Raw genomic sequence first — 16,300 nt, forward strand, 5'->3', positions numbered from 1 at the left:
GTCCGTGCCGGAACGATCACCGGCACGCGCGCCGTAGAATGGGACTTTCCTGTCGATTCCGACAGGTCGGCCTAAGAAAACCTTCAGGTTGGGTGGTTACCTTTCAACCATGACGACGCCCCAGGTCACCGCCAGGTCACCCTTGGCCCTGCTGGCCGCCGTGGTCTCCGTCGCCGGCGGAGCGCTGCTGATCCTGTTGCTGCAGGTCCTTCCCGCCACCAGCGACATCAGCCCGGTCCGCCGCACCATCAGCGAGTACGCGCTCAGCGAGAACAAGTGGATCTTCGACGTCGCGGTCCTGCTGGTCGCGTTCGGCTCGGCGATCGGCTTCGGCGCGCTGATCCGCCGCAAGCACCTTCCCGCGCTGTCCGCGGCATCGGTCTTCTGCGCGCTCTGGACGGTGAGCCTGGTGGTGATCGTGGCGTTCCCCAAGAACAACTGGGCGATCGGGCCGAGCACCGGCGGGACGGTACACCGGATCGCGAGCGTCGTCGCCTTCGTCTGCCTGCCGCTGGCCGTGTGGTTCGCGGCGAAGGCCGTATTCCCCTCCTCCCCCGCGCGGCGCGCCGTGACCCGGGTGCTCGCGGTGGCGGCCCTGGCCTGGTTCGGCGTGATCCTCGGGGCGATCGTGGTCTCGATGAACGGCGGCGAGCCCTGGTGGCGGGCGATCCCGCTCGGCCTGGTCGAACGCGCGATGGCGCTGACCGGGCTGGTCGCGCTGGCGTCACTGCTCATCCCCGCGCGCTCGGTCACCGCGCCGGTGACCGAGCAGGCCGAAGCCCTGGAGATCGCGTCCTGACCGCTTCTTCACCGCCGTGCCGCGCGAGGAATTCCCACGAAGGGCGCCGGAAGGGGAATGGCGGCGCCGTCCGTCTGCCCGGCATAGCGCGGCGCGGGCGTGACCTCGACGGCGTCGTCGTCGGCGTCCTTGCGCAACCGCGCCGTGCATACCGACAAGTGCACCACGTTGGCACGCTTGTGGTGGCGGTACACGTGGACGTCGGTGGCGAAGCACGCCGCGGCCAGCAGCGCCCGCCGCTGCTCGATGCGCTCGTAGCCGACCCCCGCCGGGCAGAACACGGTGACCTCGACCTCGTCGCCGCTCGGTTTGGTCCACAGGATCACCGGCAGCTTGCCGTCGAGGGTGCACACCCGGGCACGGGCGAACCCGGTCCGCAGCCGGTGCTGCACGACGACCGAGCGAAGCCGGTCGCGGACGAACCTCCGCGCCGATTTCCAGTAGAACAGCCAATTCGCGACGCCGAACAGCACGACCGCACCCCAGATCGGGCCGGCCGCCTGGAACAGCGAGAACAGCGCGTACGGGACGACGAGGAGCGCGCCGATCTCGTACCGCCAGTGGTAAAGGGCGGTGATCGGGTTGGGCCTCCTGACCACCGTGATCTCCCTGGCCAGCTCGGCGATCGCCTGGGGTTCCTGCCAACGGCTCATGACCTTCCTCCTGTCCGTCCGGCGGTTTGCTCGGCGGCCGCGGCCGCCGCGGGAATGGAGCGGACGACACCGGCACCGGCGCAGTCCGGGCAAACGGCGTCCTCGTAGGGCCACCACCCCGTGCCTCCGCACGGTTCGCACGCGTGCACGGTGTCCCAGCGGGGATCGCGGTAGACGCGGCGCCTGCTGTTCGGCACCCGGGTCACCTGCCAGCCACGAGCGGCCGCTCTCGAGTCCTCGCCGGACGCGAAAAGCCATTCGTGGAAGCGTTCGAGAAGTCGATCGAACCAAGATCGGGGCGCTGCCGTGTGGTTCTCGTGGTGGGACATGAGGTTCACCCCCGATGCGGCGAAGCACTGACTCGGGTCGGCACACACGACGCCTACTCCGGCATTCGTGTGACCCGCAGGCGACGCGAACCGAATCGGATGCACAGCGTTACGATCAGATGGCTGACAGCATCCACTCTTCGGTCGTGCCCTGTTCGGCCCATGTCTCACGGCCGGGTGGATCGCGAACCCCAGGACCAGGTAGAACAGGCCCGGATTCGGCTACTCGCACGTTGTGACACGACATTGACCGACGCGCCAGCGCGGTCCGATTCGCTTGCTGTACTCTCCCCGTTGTGTGCACGTTCAGTCACCGCCCTACTTTGCCTACTAAAGGTAGGTAAGCCTGTGTCTAGTGCCTACATAAAGCCTACATCGGCCGGACGGCAGCCGGTAAGCCCCGATGCGGAAACCGTTACCGCGTCGGGAGTCGGACGTGAGCTGCGGCGGCTGCGCAAGGCCGCCGGGGAAACCCAGGCGGAAACCGCCAAGATCATTGGGGTGACCAGGGCGAACCTGACCCAATGGGAGACCGGCAAATACCTGCCGTCGACACATAACGCCCGCCAGCTCGACGACCACTTCCGCGCCGCGAACGCGCTGTTCACCCTGGTCGAAACGGCCCGTTCGCCGCAGGAGCACACCGCCCCGCCCCTCGTCGGCGACGCCGGCGTCGTCGACACTTCGCGGTCGCTGCTGCAGGTGTTCCACACCGTCGGCGCCAAACTCGCCGAGCGCCTGATCCGCGACGAGCACGGGAAACCGCTGGGCTGGCGGCACAATCTGCAGAAGAGCACCGGGCCGAAGGCGCTCAGCACCGCCTACGGGATCAACACCATGCTGGTGGTAGGCGATCCCTACATCGACCTACATACGCTCGCCGAAGATCTCTACCGGCTCCAGTCGGCGCACGGCTGGAGGGGCCGCGCGGGCGGCAGGCGGCCGGAGACCACCGCGTCGGTGGTGGACGCGCTTTTCCGCACCAGCACCATGTCCGCGGACGACGGATTGGAACAACTCGAAGGGTCGCTCCTGATCGGAGACGAGCTCGACCCGTACAGCCGGACCCGTCCGTACCTGTTGTCCGCCGTGTTGCACACGGCGGTCCGGCTGCGGCCGGACGCCCCGCTGACCGACCGGCTGATCGACGCCCTCCTGGCGGCCCGGCTCGACTTCGACGGCTCACTCCTGTGGCCGGAGAAGAACGAGGCAGGGCTCGTCGCCCCGGAGGCTTCGGTCGTGCACACCGCGCGGTCGGTCGTCGCCCTGCGGGACGTCCTGCGCAGCCGTGAAGATCGCACCGACGTCCGTGAGGCGGCCGACGAAGCCACACAATGGCTCATCGACCGATCCCATTCGGACGATGGCGTGGCAGAGGATCTAGAGAGGCCTCGCCCCGACGGTGAAGGAACGACCCGGATCATCATCCGGCACTTCACCTCCGCCTGGGTCGTCCAAGCGCTCGCCACCGCCCCCTTCCTGCCACTCCCCCGGCTCAACCGGGCGCTCGGAACCCTTTGGGAGCGCTACGACGCCGATCAAGGGCTCTGGGCGTGGGAGAGCGGAGATCTACCGATTTGGCAGACCTTGGACGCAGTCACCGCGCTCCGCGCGGCCGCCTTCGCCGCCGCGGCGCCCCCGCTCAGCCCTCCAGGAACTCCAGGTACAACTCCATGATCGACACCCCGCCATCGACCCTCGCCGCCGTTCCGGCGGACGGTGACGCCGACCTTCCCTGGCTGCGCACGGTCGCACACCGGGTCCAGGAATCCCCCGACGTTTTCCTTTCGTGGCTTGAAGAAATCCTCGGTGACGAAGAAGCCGTCCGCGCCGCGGCGAAGCGTTCCTACTGGCATCCCAACGGATTCGCCAAGATGGTGCTCCACGCCTCGCCCGATTTCCGGATCCGGCTCCACGTCTGGCCGGAATCCGCGGAACCGTCACGCGGCGAATCCAATCCGCACAGTCATCGGTGGGAATTCGCCTCGACCATCGTCGCGGGCGAGGGCCTGCACATGGTCGAGTTCCACGAAACGGCCGAGGGTGGGAAGCCGTATGCCCGGTACCGCTACGGCGCCGACCCGGCGAACCCGGCCGCGTTGCTCGCGGACGGCGAAGCCCGCCTCGAAGTGGACAAGACCCCGCACGTCCGGCTCGGCGAGGTCTACTCGTGCGACACCGGAATCGTGCACACCGTACGGCCGATCGCGGCCGGATTGACCGCGACGGTGGTGATCCAGGGGCCGCATCGCACCAGCACCACCGTCGTCTACTGCGAGCCGGGCGAGTCCGACGACCAGCCCAACGGCGAACTGACCGAGGCCGATTTCCGCGGCCTGGTCGGCGCCGTCGCGGAAGCGGTGGCGTCATGCCGCTGAGCTGGCCCGCGCCACGCCGCGGCATCCTGACCGACAGGGCCATCAGACGTGCGCACCGCAGCGGGGAACTCACGATCACCCCGTTCGAACCCACCCTCGTCCGCCCCGCCGCGATCAGCCTGCGGCTCGGGCACGAGGCGTTCGCGCTGGAATCGACGGGGACCGTCGACATCGCCGACCGGAGCACGTATCCGGAACTCCGGCCGAAGGAACCCGACGCCGAAGGACGGCTGTGCGTCGACCCCGGCGAGGTCGTCCTCGCACCGACGCTGGAGAAGATCGGGCTTTCGGAGCGGCTCGCCGGGCTCGTCGACGGCACGAGCGACTACGCGCGGCTCGGCATCAGTGTCGTCCTTTGTGGACAGGTCAGCCCCGGTTTCGGCAACGAGAAGGGCGCCGTGCTGACCTTGGAGATCGTGAACCATCTGCGGCATCCGGTACTGCTGCACCCCGGAGCGCGGATCTGCAACCTGATGCTGTTCGCCTCCACCGGAAGCGAACAGCCCTACGGCACGCTGCCGCACAACTATTCCAGCGACCACAACGTGGCCCCGTCCCGATTGGCGGATCATGTCGGCCGTAACTGAACTCTCGCCGGTCGGCGACGACGTCCGCCTCGGCGACCTCGGCGAGCACGCGATCCTGGAGCACATCCTGCGACCGCGTTACGGCGGTGTCCGCGGGTTCGGTGACGACTGCGCCGTCCTCGACGCCGAAGAGGGGCTTCGCGGCGACCTGGTCGCCACCACCGACAGCTGCCCCACGCCGCTGGTCACCATCCTGGGCGAAACGGATCCGTACCACGCCGGATGGCTGCTGGCGACGATCAACCTGTCCGATCTGGCGGCGGCGGGCGCCACGCCACTCGGCCTGGTCGTCAACTACACCCTGCCGAAGACGACCACCGCGGGCGAATTCCGGCGGCTTCTCGACGGCGTGGACGACTGCACGAAGAGGCACGGGACCAAGGTCGTCGGTGGCGATCTCCGGGACGGTCCGGTCCGGCAGCTCACCGCCACCGCGATCGGCCGCTGTGTCCCCGGCGGCAGGCTCGGGCGGTTCGGTGCCGAGGCCGACGACCGTCTGCTGCTGGTCGGTTCGCCCGGTTACCTGTGGTCGTACGCGTTGCTCGTCGAACAACAGGCGCGGCTCTCCGATCCGGTCGTCGCCGAGATCCGCGAGCGTGCCTGTAAGCCGATTGCGCAGGTGGCCGCCGGGAACGCGCTCGCCACGGCGGGGCTGGCACGTGCCGCGATGGACGTCTCGGACGGTCTTTTCCCGACCGTGCGGACGCTCTGCGGGGCCAACGGCCTCGGCGCGCGGATCACGACGGCCATCCGGCTGGACGAGCCGCTCGCCGACGTCTGCGCGCAGTCGGGACTCGGCCGGTTCGAGCTCGCGCAGGCTTGGGGCGACTGGACGCTCGTGGTCGCCGTGCGGCCGGAGGACATCGAGCTCACCAAGAAGACCCTCGCCGGTGAAGGTGTCGCGGCGCAGGAGATCGGCGTGCTCGTTCCCCGCGAGGAAGGCATTTCGCTGGACGACGGCGAGCCTTGGGAAGGGATCGCGCAGGAGCGGTTCTCGCCCAGTTCGTGGCACGGTGGCGAGCTGCCGCGGCTGATCACCGAGGTGCTGGGCAAGCGGGCGAGCTGATCCGCGCCACCGCCGCCATCGCTCGCTTTGAAGTACATGAAGGCCCCCTTCCTTGCGTCTAGCGCAAGGAAGGGGGCCTTCATGTACTTGGAAGGCGTGAAGGCCTTCTTGAGGGACTCTGAGCCCCTCAAGGCGAACCAGCATTTGTGTACTTACGTCCGACCTGCGTGGGAGCGACGACCGAGCGGGGAGGATCCTGGACGTTGGACGGCCGGAATCTTCCCCGCTCGCCCAAGACGACAGCCGGCATCAGCTTTGCTGCCCCGCCTCCCTCACCAACGGGGTCGACCGTGGAGGCCTTCACGGACCGACTCACGGCACCTACCGCAGCCGATAAGCGTTCATCCCGTCTGAGTCACCGAGTTCCCACCGGAATCCGTCGCGGACAGCCGCAGGGAGACGAACCGCGTGGAACCGAACGGCGGCGCCGCCACAAAGGCTTGCCGGTGCGAACCGCTCCCGATAACGACCTGCCGGTGCCAGGTCTTACCACCGTCGAAAGACGCTTCGGCGGTGACCTGCCGGACGCTTCCCGTCGGCCGCTCGACCTCGATCGGGACGGCGAGCGGGAGCAACCGCCAGGCGTCGTTGGCCAGGCCCAGCGACGGTGTGGCCCGCAGCGTCATCAGCGGTAGCGGCGTCTCGACGGCCGTCCGCTGCGAACGGAAGTTCCACGACACCACCACATTGCCCGACAACTCGGCGTTGCCGCCGTCCGGCCGTTTCGCGTCGACGGTCAGCGTGTACTCGCCCGCTTCCGGCGGCACGGTGAACGTCACCGGGCCCGAGACCGGCCAGAGATGGCCCGGAACCTTAGGCACGGAGCCGATCTCCTTCCCGTTCCGCAGCAGCCGGGTGGTGCCCTCCACCGCCGACACGCTGACGTGATCGCCGCGCGCCGCGAGCAGCGGCAGCAGGACACTGAGTGTGTCGCCGTCGCGCACCATCTTGGTCAGTTTCGCCGACGTCGGCCCGACGACGGCGCGATTCCACTCCTCCTGGACCCGTTGCCCCGCACGGTATTCGACGCCCTCCGCGGTTTCCTGCGTGCCGCTCCAGACTCCGTTGGCGGGAAGCCGCTCCACGAGGAGCCGCTTCAGCCAGCGGATCTTCCCGGTGCTGTAGAACTCCTCCCGTGTCGCGGGCAATGTGGCCTGAGCGGCCAGGAACCAGGCGTTGCCGAGGTCGTTTTCGTTGTCGTACGGCGAAGGCAGCACGTGCAGGTTGCCCCATTGCTCACCGGTCGCGGCGTAGGTGGCGGACACCTTGGCCAGCTCGTGGTCGCGCACCCGGTACGCCGAAACGTCGGGAACGCGGCCGTTGCTCGGGAACTGCAGGTTGTAGACGTAGGGACTGTTCTCCGACCTGCCTTCGCTCGTCTGCTTGCTCAGCATGGTCGTGACGAGGAAGTCGAAGTCGGGCACGGCGGTGCGGGTCGGCGCGACGTAGGCGTACTGCTCGTCGTGGAAGAGCCTCGGCTGGTACCACTGATAACTCGTGCTCCCCCGGCCTGCGACGCGTTCGGAGAAGGCGACGATCTGACCGTTCGAACCGGCGTCCCGGCGATCGGTCCGCACCGTCACCGGTTTCGCCAACCGCCCGTCCAGTACGACTTCCCGGTCGCGATCGAGCACGAACCCCGGTTCGCTGACCAGGCTCGCCCCTGACGTCTCGGAGATCTCCGAGACGAACAGGTACCGGCCTTGCGGCAGCCGGACCGGGCCGCCGCCGTCCACCGCGGACAGGACCTTCCCCTCACCACTGTCCAAATTGGTCACGAACACGAAGCCGTTCGCCTTGCCGCCCTTGCGGTCGATGAGTTTGATGTCGGCCGAGAACATCTCACGCTGGAGGTCGGCCCCGACAAGGCCGCGTACCTCCACTCCGGCGGCCGTGGCCAGCAGGGTGCCGCCATAGGTACCGCGCGGCTTTTGCCCGGGGTTCACCGTGACCACCGCGGTCGCGGTTCCGCCGGCGGGCACCGTGATCCTCGGCCGGTCCACCGAGAACAGCCCGTCGGCCGCCGGTTTCCCGCCCTCGTCGCGAACGTCGAGCCGCAGATCCAGATCGACCGGGGCGGCACCGCTGTTGCGGTAGGTGATCTCCCGGGTCAGCGGTTTCGGATCAGCCACCGGGATGGTGCCGAAGGCCAGCGTGGTGACGTCGGAGTTCACGCGCTGCCCGACCGCCTTGGCGACGTCGACCCGGCCCGTTCCCTGCTGGAAGACGGTCAGCCCGTCGGTCGGCTTCGCGGTGCCCGTGAGCCCGGCCTTGATCCGCTCGGGGCCCCAATCCGGATGCTGCTGGACGAGCAGCGCGGCCGCGCCGGCCACGTGCGGTGTCGCCATCGAGGTGCCCGACATCGGCTGGTGTTCGCCGCCCGCCTTGGCCGCGACGATCGCCACTCCCGGCGCGGTGATCTCCGGTTTGACCGCGTTGTCGCCGCGCCGCGGCCCCCTGCTGGAGAACGGCGCCGGCGCGTCGGCCCGGTCCACCGCGCCGACGGTGAGCGCCGCGTCGGCGCTGCCCGGCGACCCCACCGTGCCCGCCCCGCGTTCCCCTTCGTTGCCCACGGCGATCACGAACAGCACGCCGTGTTCCTTGGTGAGCCGGTTCACCGCGGCTTCCAGCGGGTCGATGTCCGCGCCGTCCTCGCCGCCGAGACTCAGGTTGATCACCTTGGCGCCCTCGGCGACCGCCCACTCCATCCCGCTGATGATCTCCGACCAGCCGCCGCTGCCGTCGTCGCCGAGCACCTTGCCCGCGAGCAGCCCGGAGTCGGGCGCGACACCCTGGAACCGTCCGCCGGACCCGAGGATCGTCGAGGCGACGTGGGTGCCGTGGCCATGCCGGTCCGTGGGATCCCCACCGCCGGAGAAGTCCTTGGCCGCGACCACTTTGCCCGCCAGATCCGGGTGGCGGGCGTCGACTCCGGTGTCCAGCACGGCGACCTTGACGCCCTTGCCGGTGAACCCGCTCCGCCAGGCCTCCGGCGCGCCGATCTGCGGCACGCTGCGGTCGAGGTTCGCCTTGACCCTCCGGTCCAGCCACACCTTCCGCACCGAAGCGGCACCGGGACCGGTCAACGAGGACCAGAACTCACCCGCGCGTTCCTTGGGCTGGGCGAAAGCGGTGGCGCCGATACTGTCGAGCCGCCGCCCCGCGGTGGCCACCGGGCCTTCGTGCCGCACGATCAGCGGAAGCGTCGATCGCGCGCCGTCGTCGTATCCGTCGGCGAGCAGCCGGTCGATCCGGAACAGCCGCTCGTCGAGCACCCCGTTCGCCACGAGCGGCAAGGCGTCGGCCGGGTAGACCGACCAGCCGTTCTTGTCCTGGCTGCGCCGGAACCCCATCCGTTCGCGCCCCGGCCCCGGTTGGACGGCGAGGGCGGGCACGCCACCCGGCCGCTCCTGCACGGTGAGCCGGTCTCCGGTGATCAGCGTGAGGGTGCGCGGCGCGGGCAGGGCGGCCTGGTCCGGCGGCTGTCCGGGAGCGGCCGACGCGACTTGCACGCCGGTCACTCCGAGCACGGTCACCAGGAGCAGACCGGTCAGGACATGGGCTCTTCGGCGCATGTGGCACCTCCGTGTGCGCTCTTCTCGGTGAGCCGAGGCTTGCGGAAGTGCAGGTGGGGGCGCTAGACGTCGGGACGATCAGCTCGCCGGGAGTGGCCGTTCGGGCACCCGTGATTACGATCACAGCGAGACTTCTGGCCTGACATCTCTACAGACCGACCGCTTAGTACGGCAGACTCGACGACACTTCCACTCGACGACGAGGAGAACACCCGTGACCGAACACCCCTCCCGTGTAGCGATCGTCACCGGCGCCGGCCGCGGCATCGGGGCGGCCGTGGCCAAGCGGCTCGCTTCCGACGGATTCGCCGTCGGCCTGCTGGACCTCGACGAGGCCGGCGTCAAGCAAGGGGCGGAAGCGATCGTCGCCGAGGGCGGCAAGGCCGTCGGTGTCGCGCTGGACGTCAACGACGCCGCGCAGGTCGAAGCCGCGGTGACCCGGGTGGCCGAGGAACTCGGCGCGCCGACCGTGCTGATCAACAACGCCGGCATCACCCGCGACAACCTGCTGTTCAAGATGACCGAACAGGACTGGGACTCGGTGCTGGGCGTGCACCTGAAGGGCTCGTTCCTGATGACCCGCGAGGTGCAGAAGTACCAGACCCAGGAGAAGTGGGGCCGCATCGTCAACCTGTCCAGCACCTCGGCGCTGGGCAACCGCGGCCAGGTCAACTACTCCGCCGCCAAGGCCGGAATGCAGGGCTTCACCAAGACCCTCGCGATCGAACTGGGCAAGTTCAACGTCACCGCGAACGCCATCGCCCCCGGGTTCATCGCCACCGACATGACCGCGGCGACCGCCGAGCGGATCGGCATGTCGTTCGAGGACTTCAAGGCGGCGGCCGCGTCGCAGATCCCGGTGCAGCGCGTCGGCACCCCCGACGACATCGCCAACCTCGCGTCGTTCCTGGTGAGCGACGGCGCCGGATTCATCTCCGGCCAGGTCATCTACGTCGCCGGCGGACCGAAGGACTGAGCCATGCGCGAATTCGCCTCCCTGCAGGAGTTCGAGAACGCCGTCGGCGAGCATTTCGGCTACAGCGACTGGCTGACGCTCACCCAGGAACGGGTGAACCTGTTCGCCGACGCCACCGACGACCACCAGTGGATCCACGTCGACGTCGAGAAGGCCGCCGAAGGTCCGTTCGGGGCGCCGATCGCCCACGGTTTCCTGACGCTGTCGCTCATTTCGGGCTTCGTCGGCAAGCTCTACCGGGTCGACGGGCTCAAGATGGGCATCAACTACGGCCTGAACAAGGTCCGGTTCCCCCAGCCGGTCAAGGTCGGCGCGAAGATCCGGGCGGGTGCCGAACTGGTCGAGGTCACCGACGTCGCCGGCGGCAAGCAGGCCGTCGTCCGGTGGACGATCGAGATCGACGGCGAGCCCAAACCGGCGTGCGTCGCGGAAATGGTCGTCCGCCTGATCGCCTGAGAGAGTGACCTCCGGCACCTCGCCGGACCAGCCCTACCTGACATACCGACTGGTCGGTACTGTAACCGGAAAGCGAGACGCTGGAGGCACCATGAACCAGTCCGACCTGCCGGGCCTCGACCTGGCCAGGCTCAAGGCCCACCTGGACGAGCACCGGCCGGGTCTCGTCCAGGGCGACCTGAGCGGCCAGGTCGTGGAAGGGGGCCGGTCGAACCTCACCTACATCGTGGGTGACGGCCGGTCCCGCTGGGTGGTCCGCCGCCCGCCGCTGGGCCACGTCCTGCCGACGGCGCACGACATGGGCCGCGAGTACCGGGTGATCTCCGGCCTGCACGGCACGGCCGTCCCGGTGCCGGAAACCGTGCTGCTGTGCGAAGACACCGACGTCATCGGCTCGCGGTTCTACGTGATGGAGTTCGTGGAGGGCACGCCGTTCCGCTCGGACACCGAGCTGGCCGCGCTGGGTCCCGCTCGCACCAAGGCGATCGCGGACGAGCTGGTCGACACCCTGGTCGCGCTGCACGCCGTCGAGCCGGAATCGGTGGGACTGGGCGATTTCGGCCGTCCCGAGGGCTTCCTGGAACGCCAGTTGCGGCGCTGGAAGAAGCAGCTCGACGGCAACCGCAGCCGCGACCTGCCGGGCGTCGACGAACTGCACGACCGGCTCGCCTCGTCGGTGCCGGAATCGGGCGAACCGTCGATCGTCCACGGCGACTACCGGCTGGACAACGTGCTGGTGGACGCCGACGACCGGATCACCGCGGTGCTGGACTGGGAGATGTCCACCCTCGGCGACCCGCTGACCGACCTCGCGCTGCTGGTGGCCTACGCCGAACGCGACAAGGTGTCCCTGCAGTTCGTGTCCAATGCCAGTTCGGCGCCGGGCTATCCGCGCAACGACGAGGTCATCGCGCGGTACGCCGAGCGCTCCGGCCGCGACGTCTCCCGCCTCAACTGGTACGTGAGCTTCGCGTTCTTCAAGCTCGCGGTGATCCTGGAAGGCATCCACCTCCGCTACAGCAAGGGGCAGACCGTCGGGGCCGGGTTCGACGGCATCGGCTCGGGCGTCGTTCCCCTGATCGCGCACGGCATCGAAACGCTCAAGGAAGAGGGATAGAGATGGACTTCGCCTTCGACGCGAAAACCGAGGAACTGCGGGGAAAACTCCTCGAGTTCATGGATTCGCACATCTATCCGGCCGAGGCCGTCTTCGAGCGGCAGCTGGCCGAGCGCGACAGCGAGTGGTCGCAGCCGCCGATCGTCGAGGAACTCAAGGCCGAAGCCCGCAAACGCGGGCTGTGGAACTTCTTCCTCCCCGGTGACCACGGCGCGGGCCTGACGAACCTGCAGTACGCGCCGCTGGCCGAGATCACCGGTCGCAGTCTCCGGCTCGCGCCGACCGCGGTGAACTGCGCGGCACCGGACACCGGGAACATGGAAGTGCTCACCATGTTCGGCACCGACCAGCAGAAGAAGCAGTGGCTGCAACCGTTGCTGGACGGCGAGATCCGGTCCGCGTTCGCGATGACCGAGCCCGACGTCGCCTCTTCCGACGCGCGCAACATCGCCACCAGCATCCGGCGTGACGGCGACGAATACGTCATCAACGGCCGCAAGTGGTACATCTCCGGCGCGATGAACCCGAACTGCAAGATCTTCATCGTGATGGGCAAAACCGATCCGGACGCGCCCGCGCACAAGCAGCAGAGCATGATCCTGGTCCCCCGCGACACCCCCGGCATGACCGTGAAACGTGGTATGCACGTGTTCGGCTACACCGACGGGGACCACGGTGGCCACGCCGAAGTGCTCTTCGAGGACGTCCGCGTACCGGCGGAGAACCTCATCGCCGGCGAGGGCGACGGGTTCGCCATCGCGCAGGCACGCCTCGGGCCGGGCCGGATCCACCACTGCATGCGCGCCATCGGGATGGCCGAACGCGCGCTGGAACTGATGTGCCGCCGGGCGCTCTCGCGCGAGACCTTCGGCAAGCCGATCGCCGAACAGGGCGTGGTGCAGGACTGGATCGCCGAGGCGCGGGTCAAGATCGAGCAGCAGCGGCTGCTGGTGCTGAAGACCGCGTGGCTGATGGACACGGTCGGCAACCAGGGCGCGCACACCGAGATCCAGGCGATCAAGATCTCCACCCCGATCACCGTCGAATGGATCCTCGACAAGGCCGTGCAGCTGTTCGGCGCGGGCGGGGTCAGCCAGGACTTCCCGGTCGCCGAGATGTGGGCGCAGGTGCGGACGCTGCGCCTGGCCGACGGCCCGGACGAGGTGCACAAGCGTTCGCTGGCGCACCGTGAGCTGAAGAAATATCGCGGGGAGGCTTCGAAGTGACCACTGTGGACGATCTCAAGCGGCGCGTGGCCGAGCTGCTGGCCGCGTATCCGCCGGAAAGCACGCCGCGCCAGGACTTCCTCGACGCGCGGTTCGACGCCGGGCTGGCGTGGATCCACTTCCCCGAGGGCCTTGGCGGGCTGAACGCGCCCCGCTCCCTGCAGTCCGTTGTCGACAAAGAGCTCGCCGCGGCGGGCGCGCCGGACAACGACAAACGGCGGATCGGCATCGGCCTAGGCATGGCGGCGCCGACCATCCTCGCCTTCGGCACGCCCGAACAGCACCAGCGCTTCCTGCGTCCACTGTGGACCGAACGCGAGGTGTGGTGCCAGCTGTTCAGCGAGCCCGGCGCCGGATCCGACCTGGCCGCGCTGGGCACCCGCGCGGTACGCGACGGCGACGACTGGGTGGTCACGGGCCAGAAGGTCTGGACGTCGGGCGCGCACAAGTCGCAATGGGCCATCCTGGTCACCCGCACCGATCCCGACGTGCCGAAACACCGTGGCATGACGTACTTCCTGTGCGACATGACCGCGCCGGGCGTCGAGGTCCGGCCGCTGCGGCAGATCACCGGGGAGGCCGAATTCAACGAGGTCTTCCTCAGCGAGGTCCGCATTCCCGACGCGCACCGCCTCGGCGCGGTCGGTGAGGGCTGGAAGGTCGCGCAGACCACGCTGATGAACGAGCGGGTCGCGATCGGCGGGACCGAGTTCCCGCGGGACGGCGGCATGGTCGGCGTCGTCACGGAAGTCTGGCGGGAGCGCCCGGAGCTGCGGACGTCCGAACTGCACGACAGGCTGTTGAAACTGTGGGTGGAAGGCGAAAGCCTGCGCCTGGTGAGTTCGCGGCTGCGGCAGCAGCTCGCCGCGGGCGCCCCGGGGCCGGAGGGTTCCGCGGTGAAGGTCGCGTTCTCCGAACTGAACCAGGCCGCGTCCGGGCTGGAGATCGAACTGCTCGGCGACGAGGGTCTGCGCTACGACGACTGGACGATGCGCCGTCCCGACGGCGTGAACTTCCTCGGCCGCGAAGCCGGCTATCGCTATCTGCGCGCGAAGGGGAACTCCATCGAGGGCGGCACCTCGGAGGTCCTGCGCAACATCATCGCCGAGCGTGTGCTGGGGCTGCCGTCCGAGCCGCGGATCGACAAGGACGTCGCCTGGAAGGACCTGCCCCGATGAGCGACCTGCTGTACTCCGAGGTCGAAGAGGACCTTCGCGCGAGCGTCCGCGACCTGTTCAAGGACCGCGCGGAACCGGCGGCCCTGATCACCAGGACCGAGACGGCGGAACCGTACGACCTGAACCTGTGGCGCACGCTCGCCGCCGACCTCGGCGCTGCGGGTCTCGCCGTCCCGGAGGCGCTGGGCGGACACGGTGCGTCGGCGCGGGAAGTCGCCGTCGTGATGGAGGAACTCGGGCGCAGCGTCGCCCCGGTCCCCTATCTCGGCAGCGCCGTCCTGGCGACGTCGGCCCTGCTGGCGACCGACACGGCGCAGGCGGAAGTGGCCGAACGGCTCGGGAAACTGGCCGCGGGCACGCTCATCGGCGCGCTGGCCGTGCCGCTGTCGACCGCGCCCGGCGCCGAGTTCCCCTCGGCGGTCACCGCGGCGGCCGACGGCACGCTCAGCGGTCAGATCCGCAGCGTCGTCGACGCTTCGGTGGCCGAACTGCTCGTCGTCCCGGCGGTGGGACCCGACGGCCCCGGCCTGTACACGGTCGACGCGGCGTCGGCGGGTGTGACGGTCACCGAGGCGATCTCCCTCGACCTCACCCGGCGCATCGCCGACGTGACCTTGGAGAACGCGGCCGCGAAACGCGTCGCCGACTCCTCGACGGCGGCGTCCGCGCTCGACACGGCACTCGTCACCGCGGCGGGACTGCTCGCCTCGGAACAACTCGGGATCGCCGAGTGGGCGCTGACCGAAACGGTGCGCTATCTCAAGGAGCGCTACCAGTTCGGCCGTCAGGTCGGGTCCTTCCAGTCGCTGAAGCACCGGCTGGCGAACCTGTACACGGATCTGGTCAACGCCAGGGCGACCGCGCGGTACGCCGCCGACTGCCTGGCCTCCGGTGACGACATCGCGATCGCCGTCGCGGTGGCGCAGGCCCGCAACTCCCCCATCGCCGTCCACGCGGCCGAAGAGGCGATCCAGCTGCACGGCGGGATCGGCATGACCTGGGAGCACCCCGCGCACCTGTACCTGAAGCGCGCGAAGAGCGACGAGATCGCCTTGGGCACTCCTGGGCGGCATCGCGCGGCTCTCGCGCCGCTGATCGACCTGCCCGCCTGATCCGCTCGGCGGGGTCCGCCCGGAAACTGTCGGACCCCGCCGAGCGGCTGGGCGCTACTCCGGCCGCAGCGCGGCCAGCAGCAAGTCGGCGAAGTGGTCACCGATCTGGCGGGCCGAAAGCGCGCCGCCACGCCGGTACCACGAACCGAGGTGGTGCACCGAGCCGAAGAAGAAGTCGACGATCACGTCGGCCGGTTTGTCCCCGCGGAATTCGCCGGACTCCTGGCCTTCCTCGATCAGCGTGCGGAACCGCTCGTGGTACTTGCGGCGTTCCGCGCGGACGGCCTTCTGCTTCTCGACGCTGAGCTGGTGCATGGACTGCATGAAGATCGTGTTGTCGTCGAGGTTGTCGATCGTGCTGACGATGACGTCCGAGGCGGCGGAACGCAGCCGCTCCCGCAGCGGCGCCTCGCTCGAGGCCACCTTTTCCAGCTGCTCGGTCTGCGAGCGCAGCACCCGGGCGTAGATCTCGTAGAGCAGGTCGTCCTTGGAGCCGAAGTAGTGGTACATCGCGCCCTTGGTGACCCCGGCCGCCTCGACGATCTCCTGCACGGAGGTGCGGTCGAAACCCTTCTTCGCGAAGAGCTTCGTGGCGTGCGACAGCAGACGGCGCGGGACGGCGGCCTGGTCTTCGCCGCCTGCCTCGGCCTTCCGGGTGGTCGCTCGTGTCATGACCGGCTCCTTCTCGTGCGGACACTCAGCATACCGGCCGGTTTGTCGACGCACGGGAAAAGGGGACTCAAGCTCGCGTGATCAGGCACGTGACTCGCGTGATTGGATGCCGCACTCGGTGTTCCGCCCCGGATCACGCGAGTTCCGGCTTCGATCACGCGAGTGCGGTGCCGCGC

At 69.0% G+C, this 16,300-nt stretch carries 14 protein-coding genes; 11 read left to right on the top strand and 3 right to left on the bottom strand.

Translation table 11 applies throughout. From position 1 onward, the window contains the following. Positions 1–109 precede the first annotated feature (109 nt). Positions 110–799 (top strand): DUF998 domain-containing protein, encoded by a 690-nt coding sequence (locus tag ACSMFO_RS06580; RefSeq protein ID WP_038515362.1) that lies wholly within the window; start codon positions 110–112, stop codon positions 797–799. A gap of 8 nt (positions 800–807) precedes the next feature. On the opposite strand, the gene ACSMFO_RS06585 is transcribed toward ACSMFO_RS06580, so the two are convergent. Next, positions 808–1,452, bottom strand: a complete 645-nt coding sequence (locus tag ACSMFO_RS06585) for a hypothetical protein (RefSeq protein WP_073847059.1) — start codon at positions 1,450–1,452, stop codon at positions 808–810. A gap of 692 nt (positions 1,453–2,144) precedes the next feature. Between ACSMFO_RS06585 and ACSMFO_RS06590 the strand changes: the two genes are divergently transcribed. From ACSMFO_RS06590 to ACSMFO_RS06605, 4 genes are read left to right on the top strand one after another with little or no spacing between them, the layout of a single operon-like run. After that, positions 2,145–3,458, top strand: coding sequence for a helix-turn-helix transcriptional regulator (locus ACSMFO_RS06590; protein WP_436457641.1), 1,314 nt, complete (start codon positions 2,145–2,147; stop codon positions 3,456–3,458). After that, the gene (locus ACSMFO_RS06595; protein WP_038515366.1) at positions 3,455–4,159 is read left to right on the top strand and encodes a hypothetical protein; all 705 of its coding nucleotides are present in this window, start codon (positions 3,455–3,457) and stop codon (positions 4,157–4,159) included. The genes ACSMFO_RS06590 and ACSMFO_RS06595 overlap by 4 nt, the downstream gene beginning before the upstream one ends. Further along, positions 4,150–4,746, top strand: coding sequence for a dCTP deaminase (dcd, locus tag ACSMFO_RS06600; protein ID WP_038523765.1), 597 nt, complete (start codon positions 4,150–4,152; stop codon positions 4,744–4,746). Before ACSMFO_RS06595 ends, dcd begins: the two co-directional genes overlap by 10 nt. Further along, on the top strand, positions 4,730–5,812 hold the full coding sequence (locus ACSMFO_RS06605; protein WP_436457457.1) for a thiamine-phosphate kinase: 1,083 nt from the start codon (positions 4,730–4,732) through the stop codon (positions 5,810–5,812). The genes dcd and ACSMFO_RS06605 overlap by 17 nt, the downstream gene beginning before the upstream one ends. 341 nt (positions 5,813–6,153) lie before the next feature. Here ACSMFO_RS06605 and ACSMFO_RS06610 read toward each other — a convergent pair whose 3' ends face one another. Then, positions 6,154–9,387, bottom strand: coding sequence for a S8 family peptidase (locus ACSMFO_RS06610; RefSeq protein WP_436457458.1), 3,234 nt, complete (start codon positions 9,385–9,387; stop codon positions 6,154–6,156). Between the two features lie 214 nt (positions 9,388–9,601). Here ACSMFO_RS06610 and fabG point away from each other — a divergent pair, with 214 nt between their 5' ends. The 6 genes from fabG to ACSMFO_RS06640 all read left to right on the top strand — a co-directional run bounded on the left by fabG (position 9,602) and on the right by ACSMFO_RS06640 (position 15,452). Further along, on the top strand, positions 9,602–10,363 hold the full coding sequence (gene fabG / locus ACSMFO_RS06615; RefSeq protein ID WP_020637045.1) for a 3-oxoacyl-ACP reductase FabG: 762 nt from the start codon (positions 9,602–9,604) through the stop codon (positions 10,361–10,363). Between the two features lie 3 nt (positions 10,364–10,366). Then, a complete protein-coding gene (locus tag ACSMFO_RS06620) occupies positions 10,367–10,819 on the top strand; it encodes a MaoC family dehydratase (RefSeq protein WP_038515372.1) in 453 nt (150 codons plus the stop codon). Positions 10,820–10,910: 91 nt separating this feature from the next. Continuing rightward, a complete protein-coding gene (locus ACSMFO_RS06625; protein WP_436457459.1) occupies positions 10,911–11,936 on the top strand; it encodes a phosphotransferase family protein in 1,026 nt (341 codons plus the stop codon). A 2-nt stretch (positions 11,937–11,938) separates the two neighbouring features. Then, on the top strand, positions 11,939–13,162 hold the full coding sequence (locus ACSMFO_RS06630; protein ID WP_016333240.1) for an acyl-CoA dehydrogenase family protein: 1,224 nt from the start codon (positions 11,939–11,941) through the stop codon (positions 13,160–13,162). Next, positions 13,159–14,340 carry an acyl-CoA dehydrogenase family protein gene (locus ACSMFO_RS06635; protein ID WP_125736310.1) on the top strand — a complete coding sequence of 394 codons (1,182 nt, stop codon included), beginning with the start codon at positions 13,159–13,161 and terminating at the stop codon, positions 14,338–14,340. The genes ACSMFO_RS06630 and ACSMFO_RS06635 overlap by 4 nt, the downstream gene beginning before the upstream one ends. Beyond that, positions 14,337–15,452 carry an acyl-CoA dehydrogenase family protein gene (locus ACSMFO_RS06640; protein WP_436457460.1) on the top strand — a complete coding sequence of 372 codons (1,116 nt, stop codon included), beginning with the start codon at positions 14,337–14,339 and terminating at the stop codon, positions 15,450–15,452. The genes ACSMFO_RS06635 and ACSMFO_RS06640 overlap by 4 nt, the downstream gene beginning before the upstream one ends. Positions 15,453–15,506: 54 nt before the next feature. On the opposite strand, the gene ACSMFO_RS06645 is transcribed toward ACSMFO_RS06640, so the two are convergent. Beyond that, complete coding sequence (locus ACSMFO_RS06645) at positions 15,507–16,124, bottom strand: TetR/AcrR family transcriptional regulator (RefSeq protein ID WP_016333237.1); 618 nt, start codon at positions 16,122–16,124, stop codon at positions 15,507–15,509. Positions 16,125–16,300 lie beyond the last annotated feature (176 nt).

Origin of the sequence: Amycolatopsis sp. w19, from assembly GCF_051373225.1 — a bacterium.
Lineage (GTDB): Bacteria > Actinomycetota > Actinomycetes > Mycobacteriales > Pseudonocardiaceae > Amycolatopsis > Amycolatopsis japonica.

What these genes read in the sequence shown, in the direction of transcription:
- ACSMFO_RS06605 (WP_436457457.1), top strand. Translation starts at nt 4,730, where the DNA reads ATGTCGGCCGTAACTGAACTCTCGCCGGTCGGCGACGACGTCCGCCTC.
- ACSMFO_RS06610 (WP_436457458.1), bottom strand. Translation starts at nt 9,387, where the DNA reads ATGCGCCGAAGAGCCCATGTCCTGACCGGTCTGCTCCTGGTGACCGTG.
- ACSMFO_RS06630 (WP_016333240.1), top strand. Translation starts at nt 11,939, where the DNA reads ATGGACTTCGCCTTCGACGCGAAAACCGAGGAACTGCGGGGAAAACTC.
- ACSMFO_RS06620 (WP_038515372.1), top strand. Translation starts at nt 10,367, where the DNA reads ATGCGCGAATTCGCCTCCCTGCAGGAGTTCGAGAACGCCGTCGGCGAG.
- ACSMFO_RS06640 (WP_436457460.1), top strand. Translation starts at nt 14,337, where the DNA reads ATGAGCGACCTGCTGTACTCCGAGGTCGAAGAGGACCTTCGCGCGAGC.
- ACSMFO_RS06595 (WP_038515366.1), top strand. Translation starts at nt 3,455, where the DNA reads ATGATCGACACCCCGCCATCGACCCTCGCCGCCGTTCCGGCGGACGGT.
- ACSMFO_RS06625 (WP_436457459.1), top strand. Translation starts at nt 10,911, where the DNA reads ATGAACCAGTCCGACCTGCCGGGCCTCGACCTGGCCAGGCTCAAGGCC.
- ACSMFO_RS06585 (WP_073847059.1), bottom strand. Translation starts at nt 1,452, where the DNA reads ATGAGCCGTTGGCAGGAACCCCAGGCGATCGCCGAGCTGGCCAGGGAG.
- dcd (WP_038523765.1), top strand. Translation starts at nt 4,150, where the DNA reads ATGCCGCTGAGCTGGCCCGCGCCACGCCGCGGCATCCTGACCGACAGG.
- ACSMFO_RS06645 (WP_016333237.1), bottom strand. Translation starts at nt 16,124, where the DNA reads ATGACACGAGCGACCACCCGGAAGGCCGAGGCAGGCGGCGAAGACCAG.
- ACSMFO_RS06580 (WP_038515362.1), top strand. Translation starts at nt 110, where the DNA reads ATGACGACGCCCCAGGTCACCGCCAGGTCACCCTTGGCCCTGCTGGCC.